A 20,779-nucleotide genomic window follows, 5' to 3' on the forward strand; every position below is an offset into this window, starting at 1 on the left:
TGTGGGCGCCGGTTTGTCTGTGCGCACGATATGGCGCACTTACGTGCGCCACTACCGAATCAGTCTTCGCTGATCACAATATTCGGCATCGCCTGCTGCGCACCACCCAGGGCAATCCGCGCACCGACGTTGCGTGCAGTTTCCTGATAGATCATCGCGATCTGGCTTTCCGGATCGGCAATAGCAGTGGGCTTACCACCATCGGACTGCATGCGGATGGCCATCGACAGCGGCAAGGAGGCCAGCAGATCGACGCCAAACTGCGCCGCCAGCTTCTCGCCACCGCCCTCACCGAACAGATGCTCGGCATGCCCGCAGTTCGAGCAGATATGCACGGCCATGTTTTCCACCACGCCAAGCACCGGGATATTCACTTTACGGAACATCTCTACGCCCTTCTTGGCATCCAGCAGCGCCAGATCCTGCGGTGTGGTGACGATTACCGCACCGGCAACCGGCACCTTCTGCGCAAGGGTCAGCTGGATGTCACCGGTGCCTGGAGGCATATCGACCACTAGGTAATCCAGGTCATCCCAGGCGGTTTGGGTGATCAACTGCAGCAGCGCGCCGGAAACCATCGGTCCACGCCACACCACTGGGGTGTTTTCGTCGGTGAGAAAGGCCATGGACATCACTTCCACGCCATGGGCCTTGAGCGGCACAAACCACTTCTCGTCTTTGACCTGTGGACGCGTACCTTCCGGGATACCGAACATGATGCCCTGACTCGGCCCATAGATATCCGCATCGAGGATGCCGACCTTGGCACCTTCACGCGCCAGCGCCAGCGCCAGATTGGCTGCGGTGGTGGATTTGCCCACCCCACCCTTGCCGGATGCTACGGCAATCACGTTCTTTACATTGGCCAGTGCCGGCACCTGATCCTGCGCCTTGTGCGCTTCGATCACGCAATCAACCTGTACCTGAACACGCTCGACGCCCTCCAGGTTTTCCAGGGCCATCTGCAGCATCTGCGCCCAGCCGCTCTTGAACAGCCCAGCTGCGTAACCCAGCTGCAGACGCACCTTGACCTGCCCGCCCTGGATATCCACCTCACGCAGACAGCCAGCACTGACCGGGTCCTGGTTCAGGTGCGGATCGGTGTATTGGGACAGGGCGGCTTCGACCGCTGCGCGGGTAACGACACTCATGGAAGGCTCCGAAAGGCTGAGTAAAGCAGGCAGGCATCTTACCCCAGGCCAACCGCATCGGGTCACACCGGCAGGCATTGCCCGCGCAAGGATGAAAAATATCCGCCGCCCCTATATAGTTGCCGGCTTCCCTGAGTTACCAGTGCAGCCGATCCCATGAGCCAAGCCCGCAAGATTCTCGTCACCAGCGCCCTGCCCTACGCCAACGGTTCGATCCACCTTGGCCATATGCTCGAGTACATCCAGACCGACATGTGGGTGCGTTTCCAGAAGCTGCGTGGCAACCAGGCTATCTACGTCTGCGCCGACGATGCCCATGGCTCGGCAATCATGCTGCGCGCCGAGAAAGAAGGCATCACCCCGGAACAACTGATCGCCAATGTACAGGCCGAACACACCGCCGACTTTGCCGATTTCGGGGTCAATTTCGACAACTACCATTCGACTCACTCGAATGAAAATCGCGAGCTGGCGTCTTCGATCTATCTCGCCCTACGCGATAAAGGCCATATCGCCACCCGCTCGGTGACTCAGTATTTCGATCCCGAGAAGGGCATGTTCCTCGCCGACCGCTTTATCAAAGGCACCTGCCCCAAGTGCGCGGCGGAAGACCAGTACGGCGACAACTGCGAAAAATGCGGCGCCACCTACGAGCCGACCGAACTGAAAAACCCACGCTCGGCTATCTCCGGCGCCGTGCCGGAGCTGCGTGACTCCAAGCACTTCTTCTTCAAACTGCCGGACTTCGAGGCCATGCTCAAGCAATGGACCCGAAGCGGTGCCCTGCAAGATGCCGTGGCCAACAAGATCGCCGAATGGCTGGATTCCGGCCTGCAGGAATGGGACATCAGCCGTGATGCGCCGTACTTCGGCTTTGAGATCCCCGACGAGCCGGGTAAGTACTTCTACGTCTGGCTGGACGCACCGATCGGCTATATGGCCAGCTTCAAGAACCTCTGCGCACGCACGCCAGAGTTGGACTTCGATGCGTTCTGGGGCAAGGACTCCACCGCCGAGCTATACCACTTTATCGGCAAGGACATCGTCAACTTCCACACCCTGTTCTGGCCGGCCATGCTCGAAGGCGCGGGCTACCGCAAGCCTACCGCCGTCGCCGTTCACGGCTACCTGACGGTGAATGGGCAGAAGATGTCCAAGTCGCGCGGCACCTTTATCAAGGCGCGCACTTACCTCGACCATCTGAACCCCGAGTACCTGCGCTACTACTACGCGGCCAAGCTGGGCCGTGGCGTCGATGACCTCGATCTGAACCTAGAAGACTTCGTGCAGAAGGTCAATTCCGACCTGGTGGGCAAGGTGGTCAATATCGCCAGCCGTTGCGCTGGCTTTATCCACAAAGGCAACAACGGCCTGCTGGTGGCCGGTAATGCCGCGCCTGAACTGACCGACGCCTTCCAAGCGGCTGCCCCGAGCATCGCTGAAGCTTATGAAGCGCGCGACTTTGCCCGCGCCATGCGCGAAATCATGGCCCTGGCCGATCGTGCCAACGCCTGGATCGCCGATAAAGCGCCTTGGTCCTTGAACAAGGTTGAAGGCAAGCAGCACGAAGTACAGGCCATCTGTGCGCTGGGCATCAATCTGTTCCGCCAGCTGGTGATTTTCTTGAAGCCCGTACTGCCGCAACTGGCCTGCGATGCGGAGGCCTTCCTCAATGTCGCGCCGTTGACCTGGGACGATCACCAAACACTGCTGGCCAACCATCAACTGAACCCGTTCAGCGCCCTGCTGACCCGAATCGAACCTGCGAAAATCGACGCCATGATCGAAGCCTCCAAAGAAGACCTGGCCGCCAGCGAAGTCGCTCCTGCCGCAGCCGGCAATGGCGAGCTGACGAAAGACCCACTGGCCGCCGAGATCGCCTTCGATGCCTTTGCTGCGGTGGATCTGCGTATCGCCCTGATCGAGAAGTGCGAATTCGTTGAAGGCGCCGACAAGCTGTTGCGCCTGACCCTGGATATCGGTGACGCCAAGCGCAACGTGTTCAGCGGCATCAAGAGCGCCTACCCGGACCCAAGCAAGCTGGAAGGCCGCCTGACCCTGTACGTCGCCAACCTGGCCGCGCGCAAGATGAAGTTCGGCATCAGTGAAGGCATGGTCCTGGCGGCCGGCCCTGGCGGTGAAGAGATTTACCTGCTCAGCCCGGACAGCGGTGCCAAGCCGGGCCAGCGGGTCAAATAACCCTGCGACCCGATAGCGCAGCCGGCCAGGCCTGGCTGCGCTAGCCTTATGGCAGCACCTCAGGAAGGCTGATCCGGCTTGTATGGCTGGTTCGGCTTACCGATAATAGCCACCCCTTTCCTGCGGCCTTTGCCCGTCCATCAATGGAACCCGCAATGACCGAACTCGCCTTGATCATGGTCAGTGCCATCCTGGTCAACAACTTCGTGTTGGTCCAGTTCCTCGGCCTGTGTCCCTTTATGGGCGTCTCGAAGAAGATCGAGACGGCTATCGGCCTGTCGCTGGCCACCACCTTTGTACTGACCCTGGCCGCCATGTGCAGCTACCTGGTGCAGCAGTACGTGCTCAAGCCGCTGGATATCGAATACCTGCGCACCATCAGCTTTATTCTGGTGATTGCCGTGGTGGTGCAGTTCACCGAAATGGTGGTGAACAAGACCAGTCCACTGCTGTACCGCGTGCTTGGCATCTTCCTGCCGCTGATCACCACCAACTGCATCGTCCTCGGCGTGGCCCTGCTCAACGCCAACAAGGCCGAATTCACCTTTCTCACTGCCACCGCCAACGGTTTTGCCGCCGGCCTCGGCTTCTCCCTGGTGCTGGTGCTGTTCGCGGCCATGCGTGAACGCATCGCCATCGCCGATGTGCCGAAATCCTTCCAGGGCGCGGCCATCGGCATGATCACGGCCGGCCTGATGTCCCTGGCCTTTATGGGCTTTACCGGGCTGATCAAGCTATGAACCTGGTACTGATCGCGGTTCTCGCCCTGTTTGTACTGTGCCTGGTGGCCGGCGCCATCCTTGGTTTCGCCGCCGTGCGCTTCAAGGTCGAAGGCAACCCGATTGCCGAGCAGATCAACGCCCTGCTGCCGCAAACCCAATGCGGCCAGTGCGGTTATCCGGGTTGCAAGCCCTACGCCGAGGCGATTGCCGGCGGTGACAAGATCAACAAATGCCCACCCGGCGGCGAAGCGACTATTCAGGCCCTGGCCGACCTGCTCGACGTTGAAGCCGAGCCACTGGACGCCGTCGAAGGCGAAAAGCCGCAAATGGTTGCCTATATCCGCGAAGCCGAATGCATCGGCTGCACCAAGTGCATCCAGGCCTGCCCGGTGGACGCCATTGTCGGCGCGGCCAAGCAGATGCACACGGTGATCGTCAGCGAATGCACCGGCTGCGACCTGTGCGTCGAACCCTGCCCGGTGGACTGCATCGACATGCTCGAAGTCGGCAGCACCGTGCAGAGCTGGAAATGGGAAAAACCCTTGGCCCCCGGCCAACTGATTGCCAGTGACCGGGAGCAAGCGGCATGAGTGCACTGCACAAGGCGGAAGCATTGATCTGGGACATTCCCGGCGGCATTCACCCGGCTGAGTGCAAGGAGTTGTCCAACCGCACGCCGATCCAGCCAGCGCCGCTGCCGGGGCGCCTGACCCTGCCGCTCAACCAGCATATCGGCACGCCTGCAGAACCGGTGGTCGTCGTGGGTGAGCGCGTGCGCAAAGGCCAGCTGATCGCTGCCGCCAATGGTTTTGTCAGCGTGCCCGTGCATGCGCCGACCTCCGGCACCGTGAGTTTTATCGGCCCGCAGCCTTACCCGCACGTATCCGGCATGCTCGCCCCAGCCATCGTTATCGACAGCGATGGGCTGGATGAGTGGATCGAACTGACGCCACAGCCTGACTATCGTCACCTGGAAAGCAGCACTCTGGTTGAGCTGATTCGCCAGGCGGGGATCAGCGGCCTGGGCGGCGCGGGCTTTCCTACGGCAGTGAAACTCAATGCGCGGCCGACGCAGAAGATCCACACGCTGATCATCAACGGCACCGAGTGCGAGCCCTATATCAGCGCCGACGACCTGCTGATGCGCGAGCGCGCCAACGAGCTGATCAGCGGCATCGACATTCTGGTGCAGCTGATTCACCCGGATCAGGTGCTAATCGGCATCGAGGACAACAAACCCGAAGCCATTGCCGCCGTGCGCAGCGCGCTGAACGAGCGCAGCTATCAGCTCAAGGCATTTCCCACCAAGTACCCTTCCGGTGGTGAAAAGCAGCTGATCCAGATTCTCACCGGCGTGGAAGTGCCCAGCGGTGGCCTGCCGGCGGATATCGGCATGCTCTGCCAGAACGTCGGTACCTGCGTGGCCATCCACAACGCGGTGATCCATGGCAAACCGCTGATCTCGCGCATCACCACCCTGACCGGCGAAGCCCTGGCCCGACCGATGAACGTCGAGGTGCTGCTCGGCACGCCGGCGGGTGAATTACTGGCGTTTGCCGGTCTCGATCAGGGCAAGCTGAACCGCCTGATCATGGGCGGGCCGATGATGGGCTTTACCCTGCCCGACTTTGCCGTACCCGTGATCAAGACCACCAACTGCCTGCTGGCTTCGACCACCGCCGAGCTGCCACCGCCGCCACCAGCCATGCCCTGTATTCGCTGCGGTGAATGCGCCGAAGCCTGCCCGGCCAGCCTGCTGCCGCAACAGCTGCACTTCTTCGCCATCGGCCAGGAACACGAGCAGCTCAAGGCGCATAACCTGTTCGACTGCATCGAGTGTGGCGCCTGCGCCTATGTCTGCCCGTCGAGCATTCCGCTGGTGCAGTACTACCGCGCGGCCAAAGGCGAGATTCGCGAACTGGAGCAGAAGCAGCTCAAGGCCGAACAGTCGAAACAGCGCTTCGAGCTGCGCCAGGAACGCCTGCGCCGCGCCGAAGAGCAGAAGGAAGCCGAACGCCAGGCCCGCGCCGCCAAAGCTGCACAAGCCAAAGCTGCCCAGGCGCAAACCGCACCGGCGGCAGCGGACAGCGCTGTGCCACCGGCGAAACCCGGCATGAGTGACGAGCAGAAGAAACTCAAGATCGAAGCCAGCATGGCTCAGGTCGCCCTGAAAAAAGCCGAAAAGCAGCTGGCCACCCACGCCAGCCCCGAGCTACAGGCCCAGGTCGACGCACTGCGCAGCGCGGCAGCCATCGCCCAGCAAGCCCTCGACAGCGCCATGGCTGCCAACCCGCCAGCCTCGGCCGCAGCACCAGCAATCGACGATGGCGCAGTGAAAAAAGCCAAGATCGACGCTGCCATGCTCCGCGCCCAGGTGCGCAAGCTGGAAAAGCTCGAAGCGCCAAGCGCCGAGCAGCAAGGCGAACTGCAGCAGCTGCGCAACCAGCTGGAAGCCGCAGAGAAACTGCTGGCCAGCCTGGAAACCCAGGCACCAGCACCAGCTGCCAAACCTGCGGCCGACGATGGCGCACTGAAAAAGGCCAAGATCGACGCTGCCATGCTCCGCGCCCAGGTGCGCAAGCTGGAAAAGCTCGAAGCGCCAAGCGCCGAGCAGCAAAGCGAATTGCAACAACTGCGCAGCCAGCTGGAATCCGCCGAAAAACTCCTGGCTAGCCTGGAAGCCCAGGCACCGGCCGCCAAACCCGCTGCCGACGATGGCGCACTGAAAAAGGCCAAGATCGATGCTGCCATGCTCCGCGCCCAGGTGCGCAAGCTGGAAAAACTTGAAGCGCCGAGTGACGAGCAGCACAGCGAACTGCAGCAGCTGCGCAACCAGCTGGAAGCCGCAGAGAAACTTCTGGCCAGCCTGGAAGCCCAGGCGCCAGCCGCTGCCGCCAAAGCGTCTGATGCAGACGCCCCCGATCCGCTGAAGAAAGCCAAGATAGAGCTGGCGATGAAACGTGCCGAGCTGAAAAAGGCCGAGAAAGCCGGCAGCGATGAAGCCACGCTTGGCAGCTTGCGCGAAGCATTGAGCGCCGCCGAGCAGGCGCTGCACCAGGCCGAGGATGCATCCGGCAAGCCAGCTCCCGAGCTGGTGCGCACCGACAAGCAGCCGATCGACGAAACCACCCGCGCGCTGAAGACCGAAGTGGCCTTTGCCCGCGCCGATCTGCGCAAGCTGGAGCGTGATGACAGCAGTGCAGCCGACGCCCTGGCCGCCGCACGCCAACGCCTGACAGATGCCGAACGCCAATTACAGGAACACGCAGGCAGCTGATAACAGCCCTGCGTAGCCAACCCAACAACCGGAGCGCCAATGGCCCTGCCCCGTATCACATCGCCCCACGCCAAGGGCAGCAACCGCACCCAGCAAGTGATGCTGCAGGTGCTGCTGGCTACGGTACCGGGGATTCTCGCCCTGACCTGGCTGTTCGGCGCCGGCACCCTGATCAACCTGCTGTGGGCCAGCGTCTGCGCCCTCGGTGTTGAAGCCGCCATCCTGGCGCTGCGCAAGCGCCCGGTGCTGTTCTTCCTCAAGGACTACAGCGTACTGGTCACCGCCGTGCTGCTGGCCCTGGCGCTGCCGCCCTATTCGCCCTGGTGGCTAACCCTGGTGGCCACCGGCTTTGCCGTGCTGTTCGGCAAGCAGCTGTATGGCGGCCTTGGGCAAAACCCGTTCAACCCGGCCATGCTCGGCTATGTGGTGGTGCTGATCTCCTTCCCGGTGGAGATGACCAGCTGGCCAGCGCCACATACAGTCGGCCTGCTTGAAGGGTTGCAGCAGATTCTCGGCATTGCCAACCTGCCCGACGGCTGGGCGCAAGCCACTGCGCTGGATGCGTTGAAGGTCAACAAGAGCCTGACCATCGACGAGCTGTGGGCGCAGAATCCGGCGTTCGGCTACCTCGGTGGCGCCGCCACCGAAGCGGTCAACCTGGCCTTCCTCGCCGGCGGCCTGTACCTGCTGCACAAGCGCCTGTTCACCTGGCATGCACCGGTCGGCATGCTTGCCGCCCTAGCGCTGATGAGCCTGCTGTTCTGGAACGGCTCGGGCTCGGACTCCCACGGATCGCCGCTGTTTCACCTGCTGACTGGCGCAACCATGCTCGGCGCCTTCTTTATCGTCACCGACCCGGTCAGCGGCGCCACCAGCAACCTCGGCCGGCTGATTTTCGGCATCGGCGTGGGCGTTCTGGTCTACGTGATTCGCGCCTGGGGCGGCTACCCGGATGGCGTTGCCTTCGCCGTGCTGCTGATGAACCTGGCAGCCCCGACCATCGACTACTACACGCGGCCGCGCACCTACGGCCACCGCAAGCCGACTCGCGGCTTCAAGTTGGGAGAGTAACCGTGGCCCTGCCTGAAATTAGCCGCTCGATGCTGAAGAACGCCCTGGTGCTCGGGCTGTTTGCCATCGCCACCGTGGGCCTGGTCGCCGTGCTGCAACAAGCCACTGCCGGGCGCATTGCCAACGCCGAGCGCGAAGCCCAGGTGCGCGCCCTGAGCGAGATCCTGCCCCAGGGCAGCTATGACAACCACCTGCTGGACAACAGCATTCAGCTGCACGATCCGCTGCTCGGCAGTAAATCGCCACAGACCGCCTATCTCGCCCTGAAAGACGGCAAGCCCAGCGCGGTGATTCTGCGCGCCACAGCGCCGGACGGTTACAGTGGCGCGATCCATTTGCTAATCGGTATCCAGGCAGATGGTCGCCTGGCCGGCGTGCGCGTACTCGGCCACAAGGAAACCCCGGGCTTGGGTGACAAGATCGAGCTGGCCAAAAGCGCCTGGATTCGCAGCTTCGACGGCAAGTCCCTGAGCAGCCCCAACGAAGACGGCTGGGCGGTGAAAAAAGATCGCGGTGAATTCGACCAATTTGCCGGCGCCACCATCACCCCGCGTGCGGTGGTCAAGGCCGTGCACAAGGCCCTGCAGTATTTCGATGCCCATCAAGAGCAGCTGTTCGCAGCCCAGGTGAAGTCCAATGGCTAGTCCCAGCTACCGCGAAATCACGCTTAACGGCCTGTGGAAAAACAACCCGGCGCTGGTGCAACTGCTCGGCCTCTGCCCACTGCTCGGAGTGAGCAACTCGGCGGTCAACGCCCTAGGGCTGTCACTGGCCAGCGCTGTGGTGCTGATCTGTTCCGGTACAGCGGTGTCGCTGGTACGCGGCGTGGTCAACACCGCCGTACGACTGCCGGCCTTTGTGATGATCATCGCCGCACTGACCACCTGCATCGAACTGCTGATGCAGGCCTTTACCTACGAGCTGTACCAGATTCTCGGCATCTTTATACCGCTGATCACCACCAACTGCGTGATCCTCGGCCGCGCCGATGGCTTCGCCGCGAAGAACGACCCGGCCCGCGCCGCCTATGACGGCTTGATGATGGGCCTGGGCTTTGGCGTGGTGCTGGTGATGATCGGCGCGCTGCGCGAGCTGTTCGGCACCGGCGCAGTGTTTGCCAATATGCATTTGCTGTTCGGCCCCATCGCCGCCAACTGGCAGCTGACGCTGATCCCCGAGTACAAGGGCTTCCTGCTGGCCATCCTGCCACCGGGCGCCTTTATCATGCTGGGCTTGCTAATTGCCTGCAAAAACCGTGTGGACGAGGTGCTGGCTGAGCGGGCCAAAGCGCAGCAGGTCGACACTCCGGTGCAGAGCCGCCGCGTACGGGTGACCGGAGTGATCGAGTGAACGCCGCCAAGCGCTACGAGATCTTCCGCCGCCTGCATGAAGACAACCCCGAGCCGAAGACCGAACTGGCCTACAGCACGCCCTTCGAGCTGCTGGTAGCGGTCACCCTGTCCGCCCAGGCCACCGATGTCAGCGTCAACAAGGCCACCGCCAAGCTGTTCCCGGTGGCCAATACCCCGGAGGCGATCTACGCCCTAGGCGTGGAGGGACTGAGCCAATACATCAAGACCATCGGCCTGTACAACAGCAAGGCGAAGAACGTCATCGAGGCCTGCCGCATCCTGATCGAGAAACATAGCAGCCAGGTGCCAGACAACCGCGAAGACCTCGAAGCGCTGCCCGGGGTTGGGCGCAAGACCGCCAACGTGGTGCTCAACACCGCGTTCCGCCAGTTGGCGATGGCGGTGGACACGCACATCTTCCGCGTCAGCAACCGCACCGGCATCGCCCCTGGCAAGAACGTGCTGGAGGTGGAAAAGAAGCTGATGAAGTTTGTGCCCAAGGAATTTCTCCTCGACTCACACCACTGGCTGATCCTGCATGGCCGCTATGTGTGTCAGGCGCGCAAGCCGCGCTGCGGCAGCTGCCGCATCGAAGATCTGTGCGAATACAAACAGAAAACCTCCGACGATTGAGCCGCTATTCAGCAGTTCAACAAGCTGATTGAAAAAATCTTTTTTACCCGCCCAGGTTTTGTCGCTATAAGGTGCGCAAATGGCCCTGGTAGCCTGGAGTGAATTAGATGAGCACTGATAAAGAAGAACTTGAGCTCGACGAAGACTTTGTTGCCGAAGAAACGGATGACACCGAAGCGCCGGTAGAGGTTGCCAAGACCAACCTGACCAAGCGCCGCATCATCGACAACTTCCTCGAAGAGCGCCGCTTGCACAAGCAATTGGCCGAATACGACTTCGACCTCTGAGCCCGCCCGCAACGAAAAGCCCCGCTTCTGCGGGGCTTTTTATGACGCATCTTTAGCCATCAGCAGCTGTCAGTCAGCTCGCGAAGGCGACAACAACTCGATCTTGTAACCGTCCGGGTCTTCAACAAACGCCAGAATGCTGGTGCCGTGTTTCATCGGCCCCGGCTCGCGGGTGATCTTGCCGCCGCGAGTACGGATGTCTTCACAGGCCTTGTACACATCCGCGACTTCCAAAGCGATATGGCCATAGCCGGTGCCCAATTCGTAGCTGTCCACGCCCCAGTTGTGGGTCAGTTCGATCACGCTGTTGTGCGCCTCGTCACCGTAGCCAACGAATGCCAGGGTGAACTGCCCTTCGGGGTAGTCCTTGCGACGTAGCAGGGTCATGCCCAGCACTTCGGTGTAGAACGCAATGGATTTATCCATATCGCCGACGCGCAGCATGGTATGCAGCAGTCTCATCAGGTATCTCCTCATCGTTGCCCATCTTGCGGGCTTATAAATGCAAACCCCGGCTTATGGCCGGGGTTTGGTGTGGCTCAGACGCTCAAGTCTATCAGAGCATCTTGCGCCCTTTGCCCGCGGCAATGCGCATGCGCAAAGCGTTGAGCTTGATAAAGCCACCAGCGTCAGCCTGGTTGTAAGCGCCACCATCTTCTTCGAAAGTGGCGATGTTGGCGTCAAACAGCGAGTCATCAGACTTACGCCCGGTGATGATCACGTTGCCTTTATACAACTTCATGCGCACCACGCCGTTCACATTGACCTGGGACGCGTCGATCATCTGTTGCAACATCAGACGCTCAGGGCTCCACCAGAAGCCGTTGTAGATCAGGCTGGCGTATTTTGGCATCAGCTCGTCTTTCAGGTGAGCAACTTCGCGGTCCAGGGTGATCGACTCGATGGCGCGGTGACCCTTAAGCATGATGGTGCCGCCAGGAGTCTCGTAGCAGCCACGGGATTTCATGCCAACAAAGCGGTTCTCGACGATGTCCAGACGACCGATACCGTTCTCACCACCGATGCGGTTCAGCTCAGCCAGTACGGTGGCCGGGCTCATGGCCTTGCCGTCGATGGCGACAATGTCACCGGCGCGATAGGTCAGCTCGATATAGGTCGGGGTATCCGGCGCGGCTTCTGGCGACTTGGTCCAACGCCACATGTCTTCTTCGTGCTCGGTCCAGGTGTCTTCCAGCACGCCGCCTTCATAGGAGATGTGCAGCAGGTTGGCATCCATGGAGTACGGCGACTTCTTCTTGCCGTGACGCTCGATTGGGATGGCGTGCTTCTCGGCGTAGTCCATCAGCTTCTCGCGCGACAGCAAATCCCACTCGCGCCATGGGGCGATGACTTTTACGCCGGGCTTGAGCGCGTAGGCGCCCAGTTCGAAACGTACCTGGTCGTTGCCCTTGCCGGTGGCGCCATGGGAGATGGCGTCAGCACCAGTCTCGTTGGCGATTTCGATCAGGCGCTTGGCGATCAGCGGACGGGCAATGGAGGTGCCCAGCAGGTACTCGCCTTCGTAGACGGTGTTGGCACGGAACATCGGGTAGACGAAATCACGCACGAATTCTTCGCGCAGGTCGTCGATGTAGATTTCCTTGACGCCCATGGCCTGGGCCTTGGCACGGGCCGGCTCGACTTCCTCACCCTGGCCGAGGTCAGCAGTGAAGGTCACCACTTCGCAGTTATAGGTATCTTGCAGCCACTTGAGAATCACCGAAGTGTCCAGGCCACCGGAATATGCCAGGACTACCTTGTTTACGTCGGCCATGCCATCAACTCCACGGGGTTGTGCGGGAAAACCGACGATTCTACTGCCCATGCCGTCTGATTTACAGAGGCGCGACAGCTTGTGACGACCAAGCGACGGATAATTGTTGGACAACAGACGAATAGCAGGTGCTAGGAGGTAGTCGCTGGCTCCGCAGCAGCAGGTGCGGGATCCATTGCCGGCGCAGGCGCTTCTGCCGCTTCTGGCACCCGATCTAGCAGAATGGTGACCCGACGATTCTTCGCCCGATTGGCTTCATTGCTGTTTGGTGCCACCGGGTAGCGTTCACCGTGAAAGCGCATGGTGATCTGCTCGGCAGGAATGCCGTTGGCCTTGAGGTACTCCATCACCGCCAACGCACGGCGGCGCGATAGGTCGCGATTGGTCAGACGATTGCCGCTGTTATCCGCATGACCATCGAGCTGGATGCGATTGACGCTGGGGTCGGCCTTGAGAAAGCTCAAAATGATATCCAGCTTGGCCTGGGCCAGCGGTTCCAGCGCCACCCCACCACCCGGAAAGCCGACCTGGCTCTTGCGCACCTGATCAAAATTCACCGGCAACAGCTTGGCCGTGCAATCCAGGTACTCGTTGTAGGCCTTGTTGAATTTGGCCGGCAGCAGGCGCACCTCAACCGCGTCACCGCCCATCGCCGCACGGTGCCGTACCAAGGGGCTACGACCTTCCAGCAGACCGGTTAGCAAGCGCGTACCTTGCTCCTGGGAGCTGTTGAACAGCACCTCGGCCGGCACCACACTGACCGAACCCAGATTGATATCACCGCGCCCCGGTTGCCATGGCGCCGCCGCCGCCAGCAAGGTTGCATTACCGGCCCCCAGCCAGCGCTCACGGGCTTTCAGGCTGAAGGTTACCTGTTCGCCCGCCCGCCGTACAAACACCCCCGAACCGAAATCGGTGATGGGCTGCGACAGTCGGCACTCGAACTGATCGCCCTCTACCTGCCACTCGATCTTCTCCAGACGAGTCTGGAAGCTGATGGCCAGGACGGGCTGGCTTGCCAGCAGGCAAAGCACCGCGAGTGAATAAGGGCGCACGACAGACTCCAGGGAATACGGCTTACCCTCTGTCTATCGGTGCCACGGCGAAAAACTTGAGCAGCGCTTTATGCCTCTTCTGCAGGTCGGGCCATGAATCAATCCCGCCTTCAGTCAGCTTTACCTGCCGCGCCCGCTTTCAGCGTGCTGCCACGGGGCTTTTCCGGTAGCATTCTCGCCACGTTTTGCCCGCCTGGAAGCTTCCATGACTGACCGCCTTACCCTGCTGCGTCCTGACGACTGGCACATCCACCTGCGCGACGGTGGCGCTCTGCCGCATACCGTCGCCGATGTAGCCCGCACCTTTGGCCGCGCCATCATCATGCCCAACCTGGTGCCGCCAGTTCGCAACGCCAGCGAAGCCGATGCCTATCGCCAGCGCATTCTCAATGCCCGCCCTGCTGGTAGCCGCTTCGAGCCGCTGATGGTGCTGTACCTCACCGACCTGACCCAGCCTGAAGACATTCGAACGGCCAAAGCCTCGGGCTTTGTGCATGCGGCCAAGCTCTACCCAGCCGGCGCGACGACCAACTCCGATTCTGGCGTAACCAGCATCGACAAGATTTTCCCGGTGCTCGAAGCCATGGCCGAAGTTGGCCTGCCGCTGCTGGTACATGGTGAAGTGACACGCAGCGAGATCGATGTATTCGATCGTGAGAAGATTTTTATCGGCGAGCACCTGAGCCGGGTGGTCGAGCGCTTCCCGACCCTCAAAGTGGTGTTCGAGCACATCACCACCCGTGATGCGGTGGAGTTTGTGCAAGGCGCTTCGGCCAACGTCGGCGCCACCATCACCGCCCATCACCTGCTGTACAACCGCAACCATATGCTGGTTGGCGGCATTCGCCCGCACTTCTATTGCCTGCCGATTCTCAAGCGCAACACCCATCAGGATGCCCTGCTGGATGCGGCCACCAGCGGCAACACCAAGTTCTTCCTCGGCACCGACTCGGCGCCGCACGCCAAGCATGCCAAGGAAGCCGCCTGCGGCTGCGCCGGTTGCTACACCGCCTATGCAGCTATTGAGCTGTATGCCGAAGCCTTCGAGCAGCGCAACGCGCTGGACAAGCTGGAAGCCTTCGCCAGTCTGAACGGTCCGGACTTCTACGGCCTGCCGCGCAACAGCGACAGCATCACCCTGGTGCGTGAAGACTGGACCGCACCTGCCAGCCTGCCGCTGGGCGAGCAAACCGTTATCCCGCTGCGCGCCGGTGAAACCCTGCGCTGGCGTCTGCTGGAGCGCCAAGCGTGAGTGAAGACCTGTACGACGACGAAGCTGAGAGCAGCAGCAACTCCGGTCCGCGCCACCCAATGGCGGCACGCTTTCGTGGCTACCTGCCGGTAGTCGTGGACGTGGAAACCGGTGGTTTCAACTGCGCCACCGATGCTCTGCTGGAAATTGCTGCCACCACCATCGGCATGGATGAAGGCGGCTTTCTTTATCCGGAACACACCCACTTCTTCCGCATCGAGCCATTCGAAGGCGCGAATATCGAGCAGGCCGCGCTGGACTTCACCGGCATCAAACTTGATCACCCATTGCGCATGGCGGTGAGTGAAGAGCATGCCCTCGGCGAGATCTTCAAGGGCCTGCGCAAGTCGCTAAAAGCGAACAGCTGCAAACGGGCAATTCTGGTCGGGCATAACAGCAGCTTCGACCTGGGTTTCCTCAATGCGGCCGTGGCGCGCTGCGGCATCAAACGCAACCCGTTCCATCCGTTCTCCAGCTTCGACACTGCCACCCTGGCCGGCCTCGCCTATGGCCAGACTGTACTGGCCAAGGCCTGCCAGGCTGCTGGCATCGATTTCGACGGCAAGGAAGCACATTCGGCCCGTTACGACACCGAGAAGACCGCCGAGCTGTTCTGCGGTATCGTTAATCGCTGGAAAGAGATGGGCGGCTGGATGGATTTCGACGACTAAGTAGGTGCAAGGCAGCGATCGGCTGCGCGTCGGCCCTGCGGCGTTAAAAACAGATTCGGCAAGCCACTATGGCTAACGCGCGTCAGTGCGGCCCGAAGGGCGAGTGAAACGAGTAATGCTTATGTACAAAAGTACACTCCGCTTGATTCGCTACGCTCACCCTTCGGGGCAGCCTGCGGCTGTTACTTCGCTTCACTGCGTTTCTCGTCTGTTTTGACCAGCCGGAGGCTGTTACTAACGTAGCGCCTTACAGGACTCTAGCTCGCGAGATCTAGAACAAACGTAATGTCACCGACACCAGATCTGCCCCAATAAAAAGCCCCGCACTTGGTGGGGCTTTTTATTGGGGCAGCAACAGCGCAGGCCAGGCCTGCGCTACTCCTATCAGGCGCTTTGCGCCAGATCCATCAACTCGCGGTTAGCCACAGCATACATGGCGTAATCGGTGTTGGTGGCCGCACGCAGCTCGCCGAGCATGACCTTCCAGCGATCTACCAAACGGCGGTGCTGATCCAGCCACACGCCGACCCGCTCTTCGATATCTGCAGGGCCTTCGGCCATTTGCAGTACCGACACGGTGATGGCGCGTTGCTGCCAGTCCAGGTCATCGCGGAAGGCTTCACGGGCCAGTGCTTGCCAGTTGTTTTCCACCGGCAAGCTGGTGATCTGCTGCAGGTACCAGGACAGCTCCAGCGACCCGCCGATGGCAAAGTACGCCGCTGCTACGCGATCCGGTTCCTGTCCGGTCACGTCCGACGCTTCGATGATCGGCAACAGGGTGTACAGATGGCTGGTGCCGGCGACCACACGCGCCAGCTCTTCCGGCACGCCGGCTTCGACATACCCCTGGAAGCGCGCCAGCCACTGTTCACGGGCCGGGCCTTCGAGCAGTTCGTCGAGTCGGCCAACCAGTGCCTCGATACGCGGCGCGAAATGCGCCACATCGCGGGCCGCGTCCTGCTCGTTGCGGCGGCTGCGCAGGAACCAACGGGTAGCGCGACGGCCCAGACGCATCAGCTCGTCCATCAACTGCAGTTGCAGTTCGGCAGGCACCTTGTAGTCCAGCGCCTCGATCTGCTGCCACCAGTGCGGCAGACGGAACAGATCACGCACGATCACATAGGCGCCGGCAACATTCGCCGCGCTCATGCCGGTGGACTCCTTCAGACGCTGCACGAAGGTGATGCCCATATGGTTGACCAGATCGTTGGCGATCTGCGTGCTGACGATTTCGCGCTTGAGGCGATGGCGACGCATCGGCTCCCCGAACTTCTTCGCCAGCAACGGCGGGAAGGCGGTTTCCATTTCCCGCGCCAGGTATTCGTCATCCGGCACCAGGGATTTCAGCAGCGATTCCTTGAGATCGATCTTGCTGTAGGAGATCAGCACCGACAGCTCCGGACGAGTCAGGCCCAGACCGTTGGCGGCGCGCTCATTGAGCTCGTCGTCGGTGGGCAGGAACTCCAGGGCGCGGTCCAGCTTGCCGGCGGTTTCCAGAGCACTCATCAGACGTTTGTACTCACCGACCCGCTCACGCGCACGGCGCTCGGCCAGTGACAGTGCCTGGGTCTGCTTGTAGTTGTTGCCCAGCACCAGGCCACCCACCGCATCGGTCATTTCCACCAGCAGCTTGTTGCGCTGCTTACCGGTCATGTCGCCAGCGCCGACGATTTCGCCGAGCAGAATCTTGATGTTGACCTCATGGTCGGAGCAGTCCACACCACCGGCGTTGTCGATAAAGTCGGTGTTGCTCTTGCCGCCATTGAGGCCGTACTCGACGCGACCCAGCTGGGTCATGCCGAGGTTACCGCCCTCACCCACTACCTTGGCACGCAGTTCGCGACCGTCCACGCGCAGCAGGTCGTTGGCCTTGTCGCCAACGTCGGCGTGGCTTTCCTTGCTGGATTTCACGTAGGTGCCGATGCCGCCGTTCCACAACAGATCCACCGGAGCCTTGAGCAAGGCGTTCAGCAGTTCGTTAGGCGCCAGCTTGTCAGCGCTGATATCGAAGCGCTCTTTCATCTGCGGGCTGATGGCGATGCTCTTGGCACTGCGCAGGAAGATCCCGCCGCCGGCGGAAATCAGCTTGGCATCGTAATCGGCCCAGCTGGAGCGCGGCAGATCGAACAGGCGCTGACGCTCAACAAAGCTCTTCGCCGCATCCGGGTTGGGGTCGATAAAGATGTGCATGTGGTTGAAGGCCGCGACCAGCTGCAGGCTTTCCGAGAGCAGCAGACCGTTACCGAATACGTCGCCGGCCATATCGCCGATGCCGATTACGGTGACGTTGTCCTTCTGCACGTCGATGCCACGTTCACGGAAGTGGCGCTGCACCGAAACCCAGCCGCCCTTGGCGGTGATGCCCATGCCTTTGTGGTCATAACCGGCAGAGCCGCCCGAGGCGAAGGCATCGTCCAGCCAGAAGCCGTATTCGGCAGCAATGCCGTTGGCGATATCGGAGAAGGTCGCGGTGCCTTTGTCGGCCGCCACCACCAGATACGGATCGTCGCCATCGTGACGCACCACGTTCTGCGGGGGCACCACGGCGCCGTCTTTCAGGTTGTCGGTGATATCCAGCAGGCCGCTGATAAATATGCGGTAGCAGGCAATACCCTCGGCCAGCACATCATCACGGGTGCCGCCGACCGGCAATCGCCGTGGAATAAAGCCGCCCTTGGCGCCCATCGGCACGATGACCGCGTTCTTCACCTGCTGCGCCTTGACCAGGCCCAGCACCTCGGTGCGGAAGTCTTCCTCGCGGTCCGACCAGCGCAGACCACCACGGGCTACGTCACCAAAGCGCAGGTGCACGCCTTCAACACGCGGCGAGTAGACGAAGATTTCGAACTTCGGCGTCGGTCGAGGAATATCCGGAATCGCCCGCGGGTTGAGCTTGAAGCTGAAGTAGCTCTTCGGCGCACCGCTGGCATCGGTCTGGTAGAAGTTGGTGCGCAGGGTGGCTTTGATCAAGTCCAGGTAGCGGCGCAGGATGCGGTCTTCGTTGAGCACCGCAACGTTGTCCAGCGCGGCGAGAATCGCCTGCTCAAGCTTCTGCTGCTTGTCTTCCAGATCATCAACGGTAAGTTTGCGCGCCAGGTAGAAGCGCGTCTTGAACAGGCGCACCAGTTCTTTGGCGATATCGGCGTGGTTGACCAGGGTGCTGGCGATATAGCTGAGGTCGAAACCCAGGCGAATCTGCTTGAGGTAACGGGCGTAGGCACGCAGCAGCGCCACGTCACGCCACGGCATGGCGGCCATCAACACCAGACGGTTGAAGCCGTCATTCTCCGCCGCGCCACCGACGATATTGACGAAAGCGCCCTGCAGGGTGTCGTTGAGCTGCTGAATGTCGACATCCAGGCCTTCGGCATAGGTAAAGGCGAAGTCGTGAATCCAGAACTCGCGGCCATCGGCACGGCGCAGCTTGTAAGGGAACTCACCGAGCACGCGCAGACCGAGGTTTTCCAGAATCGGCAGCACGTCCGACAACGGCAGCGGCGTGTCGGCGTGGTACAGCTTGCAGTGCAGCTGCTGCTCGCCCTGGGTCAGCGGCTGGTAGAAGCTCATCACCAGCTGGCGCTCGCTGTTCAGGCTGAGCAGGTGCTGCATGTCCACCACCGCCGAGTGCGGGGCGAAACGCTCGCGGTAGCCGGCCGGGAAGCCGCCGGGGAATTCGCTGAGCACTTCGGTGCCCTGGGCTTCGCCAAGGCTTTCGACGATCAGGCTGGTGTAATCGTCCTTCCACGAACGGCAGGCCTGGATCACTTCTTTTTCCAGGCGCAGCGGGTCGATCTGCACGCGGTTCTTCGGGTCGACCTTGAGGATGAACTGCACCCGCGCCAGCACCGATTCGGAGAAGAAGGTCCAGAATTCGCAATCGGTAGCCTGCAGACGCTCCATCAGCACCTGCTGGATCTTCATGCGGGTTTCGGTGGAGTACACATCGCGCGGCACATAGGCCAGGCAGTAGCAGAAGCGGCCATAAGGATCGCGGCGCAGGAATACGCGAATCTTGTTGCGCTCCTGAATCTGCACGATCGCCATGGTGGTGTTGAACAGCTCATCCACCGGAGTCTGGAACAGGTCGTCACGCGGCAGCACTTCCAGGACTTGAGCCAGCTCCTTGCCCAGGTGCGCGCTGCTGTCGAAACCGGAACGCTGCTTGATCACCGCTACTTTGCGGCGGATATACGGAATGTTCCACACGCTCTCGGCGTACACCGCCGAAGTGTACAGCCCCATAAAGCGGCATTCCTTGACCACCTTGCCCTTGGCGTCCAGTTCGCGGATCGACACCAGGTCCGGGTACGCCGGACGGTGCACGCGGCTGGGTACCGCGGCCTTGGCGAAGGACAGCAGCTGCGGCTCGCGCAGGTAGGCGACGGCTTCAGACTCGATATGCAGTTCATCAGCCTTGAGGCCAGTGCGCAGACGCTTGGACATGCCCAGCAGGGACTTTTCGTCGTAGACCATGCTGCCGCCGCCGGCGCTGTCGGCAACGGTGAATTCTTCATAGCCGAGGAAGGTGAAGTGGTCGTCGAGCAACCAGTTCATGAATACCTTGATCTCTTCCAGTTCGGCGCCTTCGACCTTGAGCTTGGCCTTATCCAGCCAGGCCAGCAGTTCCTTGGCCTTGGCTTTCATCGGCTGGAAGTCGGCGACGCTCAGGCGTACATCGCTGAATACTTCGTGCAGGTCTTTTTCCAGGGTCTTCAACTCGCCGATGTTGGCGCAGCGGTCGATCTCCAGGAACATCAGAGCTTCCTGCTGCACATCCTTGCCCTGGGCGCCCTTGGGCAGGATTTCCTGCAGCTCGCCGCTCTTGTTGCGGCGCACGCTGAACACGCTGTTCTGCAGGGTGTGGATGCTGTAGCCGCGACGGTTGAGCTCCATGCGCACCGAATCGACCAGGAACGGAATGTCGCTGTGCAGAATTTCTACGGCAGTGTGGGTGGACTGCCAGCCATGTTTTTCATAATCGGGGTTGAATACCCGCACTTCGGGCTTGGCCGGTTCAAAACGCTCCAGCACCCGCCAGGACGACAAGGTGCAGCCGACCAGGTCAGAGAGGCGACGCTGGGTCAGCTCCTCGAGGGCGATGATGCCGAAGAATTGCTCGGCGAACAGGGCTACTTGTGGCAGAGCCTGTTCACTGACGTGCTGCGCCAGCGCCGTTTGCAGGTGGTGCTGAAAATCGGCTTTGCTGGCCGCCGTAAAGAACGCCATGGGTTTGCTCCGTTTGGCTTGTTATTCGTCAGGGGACTCGATCAAGGCAGTCGCGAGTAATGACCTTCACCACAACCTTGTTGTTCAACGTTAGTCTAGGAGGCAGCGA

At 61.2% G+C, this 20,779-nt stretch carries 16 protein-coding genes; 11 read left to right on the forward strand and 5 right to left on the reverse strand.

Going from position 1 to position 20,779, the window contains the following annotated elements:
• Positions 1-59: 59 nt before the first annotated feature.
• Positions 60-1,151, reverse strand: coding sequence for an iron-sulfur cluster carrier protein ApbC (apbC, locus tag ACIN8IBEIGE_RS14305; protein WP_160015247.1), 1,092 nt, complete (start codon positions 1,149-1,151; stop codon positions 60-62).
• A 156-nt stretch (positions 1,152-1,307) separates the two neighbouring features.
• Between apbC and metG the strand changes: the two genes are divergently transcribed.
• From metG to ACIN8IBEIGE_RS14350, 9 genes are all read left to right on the forward strand, one after another.
• On the forward strand, positions 1,308-3,350 hold the full coding sequence (metG, locus tag ACIN8IBEIGE_RS14310) for a methionine--tRNA ligase (protein ID WP_160015249.1): 2,043 nt from the start codon (positions 1,308-1,310) through the stop codon (positions 3,348-3,350).
• A gap of 155 nt (positions 3,351-3,505) precedes the next feature.
• On the forward strand, positions 3,506-4,090 hold the full coding sequence (gene rsxA / locus ACIN8IBEIGE_RS14315) for an electron transport complex subunit RsxA (protein ID WP_160015250.1): 585 nt from the start codon (positions 3,506-3,508) through the stop codon (positions 4,088-4,090).
• The gene (rsxB, locus tag ACIN8IBEIGE_RS14320; protein WP_160015252.1) at positions 4,087-4,662 is read left to right on the forward strand and encodes an electron transport complex subunit RsxB; all 576 of its coding nucleotides are present in this window, start codon (positions 4,087-4,089) and stop codon (positions 4,660-4,662) included. The genes rsxA and rsxB overlap by 4 nt, the downstream gene beginning before the upstream one ends.
• Positions 4,659-7,349, forward strand: coding sequence for an electron transport complex subunit RsxC (gene rsxC / locus ACIN8IBEIGE_RS14325; protein WP_160015254.1), 2,691 nt, complete (start codon positions 4,659-4,661; stop codon positions 7,347-7,349). Before rsxB ends, rsxC begins: the two co-directional genes overlap by 4 nt.
• Before the next feature lie 39 nt (positions 7,350-7,388).
• Positions 7,389-8,420: an RnfABCDGE type electron transport complex subunit D gene (locus ACIN8IBEIGE_RS14330; protein WP_160015256.1), complete on the forward strand. Its 1,032-nt coding sequence runs from the start codon at positions 7,389-7,391 to the stop codon at positions 8,418-8,420.
• A 29-nt stretch (positions 8,421-8,449) separates the two neighbouring features.
• Entirely contained in the window at positions 8,450-9,064 is a 615-nt protein-coding gene (rsxG, locus tag ACIN8IBEIGE_RS14335; protein WP_178124396.1) for an electron transport complex subunit RsxG, read from the forward strand.
• Positions 9,057-9,770 carry an electron transport complex subunit E gene (locus tag ACIN8IBEIGE_RS14340; RefSeq protein ID WP_160015259.1) on the forward strand — a complete coding sequence of 238 codons (714 nt, stop codon included), beginning with the start codon at positions 9,057-9,059 and terminating at the stop codon, positions 9,768-9,770. The genes rsxG and ACIN8IBEIGE_RS14340 overlap by 8 nt, the downstream gene beginning before the upstream one ends.
• On the forward strand, positions 9,767-10,405 hold the full coding sequence (nth, locus tag ACIN8IBEIGE_RS14345; RefSeq protein ID WP_160015261.1) for an endonuclease III: 639 nt from the start codon (positions 9,767-9,769) through the stop codon (positions 10,403-10,405). The genes ACIN8IBEIGE_RS14340 and nth overlap by 4 nt, the downstream gene beginning before the upstream one ends.
• A 107-nt stretch (positions 10,406-10,512) precedes the next feature.
• Positions 10,513-10,692 carry a PA3496 family putative envelope integrity protein gene (locus ACIN8IBEIGE_RS14350; RefSeq protein WP_160015262.1) on the forward strand — a complete coding sequence of 60 codons (180 nt, stop codon included), beginning with the start codon at positions 10,513-10,515 and terminating at the stop codon, positions 10,690-10,692.
• A 69-nt stretch (positions 10,693-10,761) separates the two neighbouring features.
• Here the strand turns inward: ACIN8IBEIGE_RS14350 and gloA are convergent, their stop codons facing one another.
• From gloA to ACIN8IBEIGE_RS14365, 3 genes are all read right to left on the reverse strand, one after another.
• Entirely contained in the window at positions 10,762-11,154 is a 393-nt protein-coding gene (gloA, locus tag ACIN8IBEIGE_RS14355; protein ID WP_108486093.1) for a lactoylglutathione lyase, read from the reverse strand.
• 94 nt (positions 11,155-11,248) lie between these two features.
• Positions 11,249-12,466, reverse strand: coding sequence for an argininosuccinate synthase (locus ACIN8IBEIGE_RS14360; RefSeq protein WP_090384711.1), 1,218 nt, complete (start codon positions 12,464-12,466; stop codon positions 11,249-11,251).
• A gap of 131 nt (positions 12,467-12,597) precedes the next feature.
• Positions 12,598-13,521, reverse strand: coding sequence for an OmpA family protein (locus ACIN8IBEIGE_RS14365; protein WP_178124359.1), 924 nt, complete (start codon positions 13,519-13,521; stop codon positions 12,598-12,600).
• A 205-nt stretch (positions 13,522-13,726) separates the two neighbouring features.
• On the opposite strand from ACIN8IBEIGE_RS14365, the gene pyrC reads away from it, so the two are divergent.
• Both pyrC and rnt read left to right on the forward strand, forming a co-directional pair.
• Complete coding sequence (pyrC, locus tag ACIN8IBEIGE_RS14370) at positions 13,727-14,773, forward strand: dihydroorotase (RefSeq protein ID WP_160015263.1); 1,047 nt, start codon at positions 13,727-13,729, stop codon at positions 14,771-14,773.
• Positions 14,770-15,444 (forward strand): ribonuclease T, encoded by a 675-nt coding sequence (gene rnt / locus ACIN8IBEIGE_RS14375; protein ID WP_160015264.1) that lies wholly within the window; start codon positions 14,770-14,772, stop codon positions 15,442-15,444. The genes pyrC and rnt overlap by 4 nt, the downstream gene beginning before the upstream one ends.
• 384 nt (positions 15,445-15,828) lie before the next feature.
• Here rnt and ACIN8IBEIGE_RS14380 read toward each other — a convergent pair whose 3' ends face one another.
• Positions 15,829-20,670, reverse strand: coding sequence for an NAD-glutamate dehydrogenase (locus tag ACIN8IBEIGE_RS14380; protein WP_160015265.1), 4,842 nt, complete (start codon positions 20,668-20,670; stop codon positions 15,829-15,831).
• Positions 20,671-20,779: the final 109 nt, after the last annotated feature.

The sequence above is a fragment of the Pseudomonas sp. 8BK genome (assembly GCF_902506475.1).
GTDB lineage: Bacteria > Pseudomonadota > Gammaproteobacteria > Pseudomonadales > Pseudomonadaceae > Aquipseudomonas > Aquipseudomonas anguilliseptica.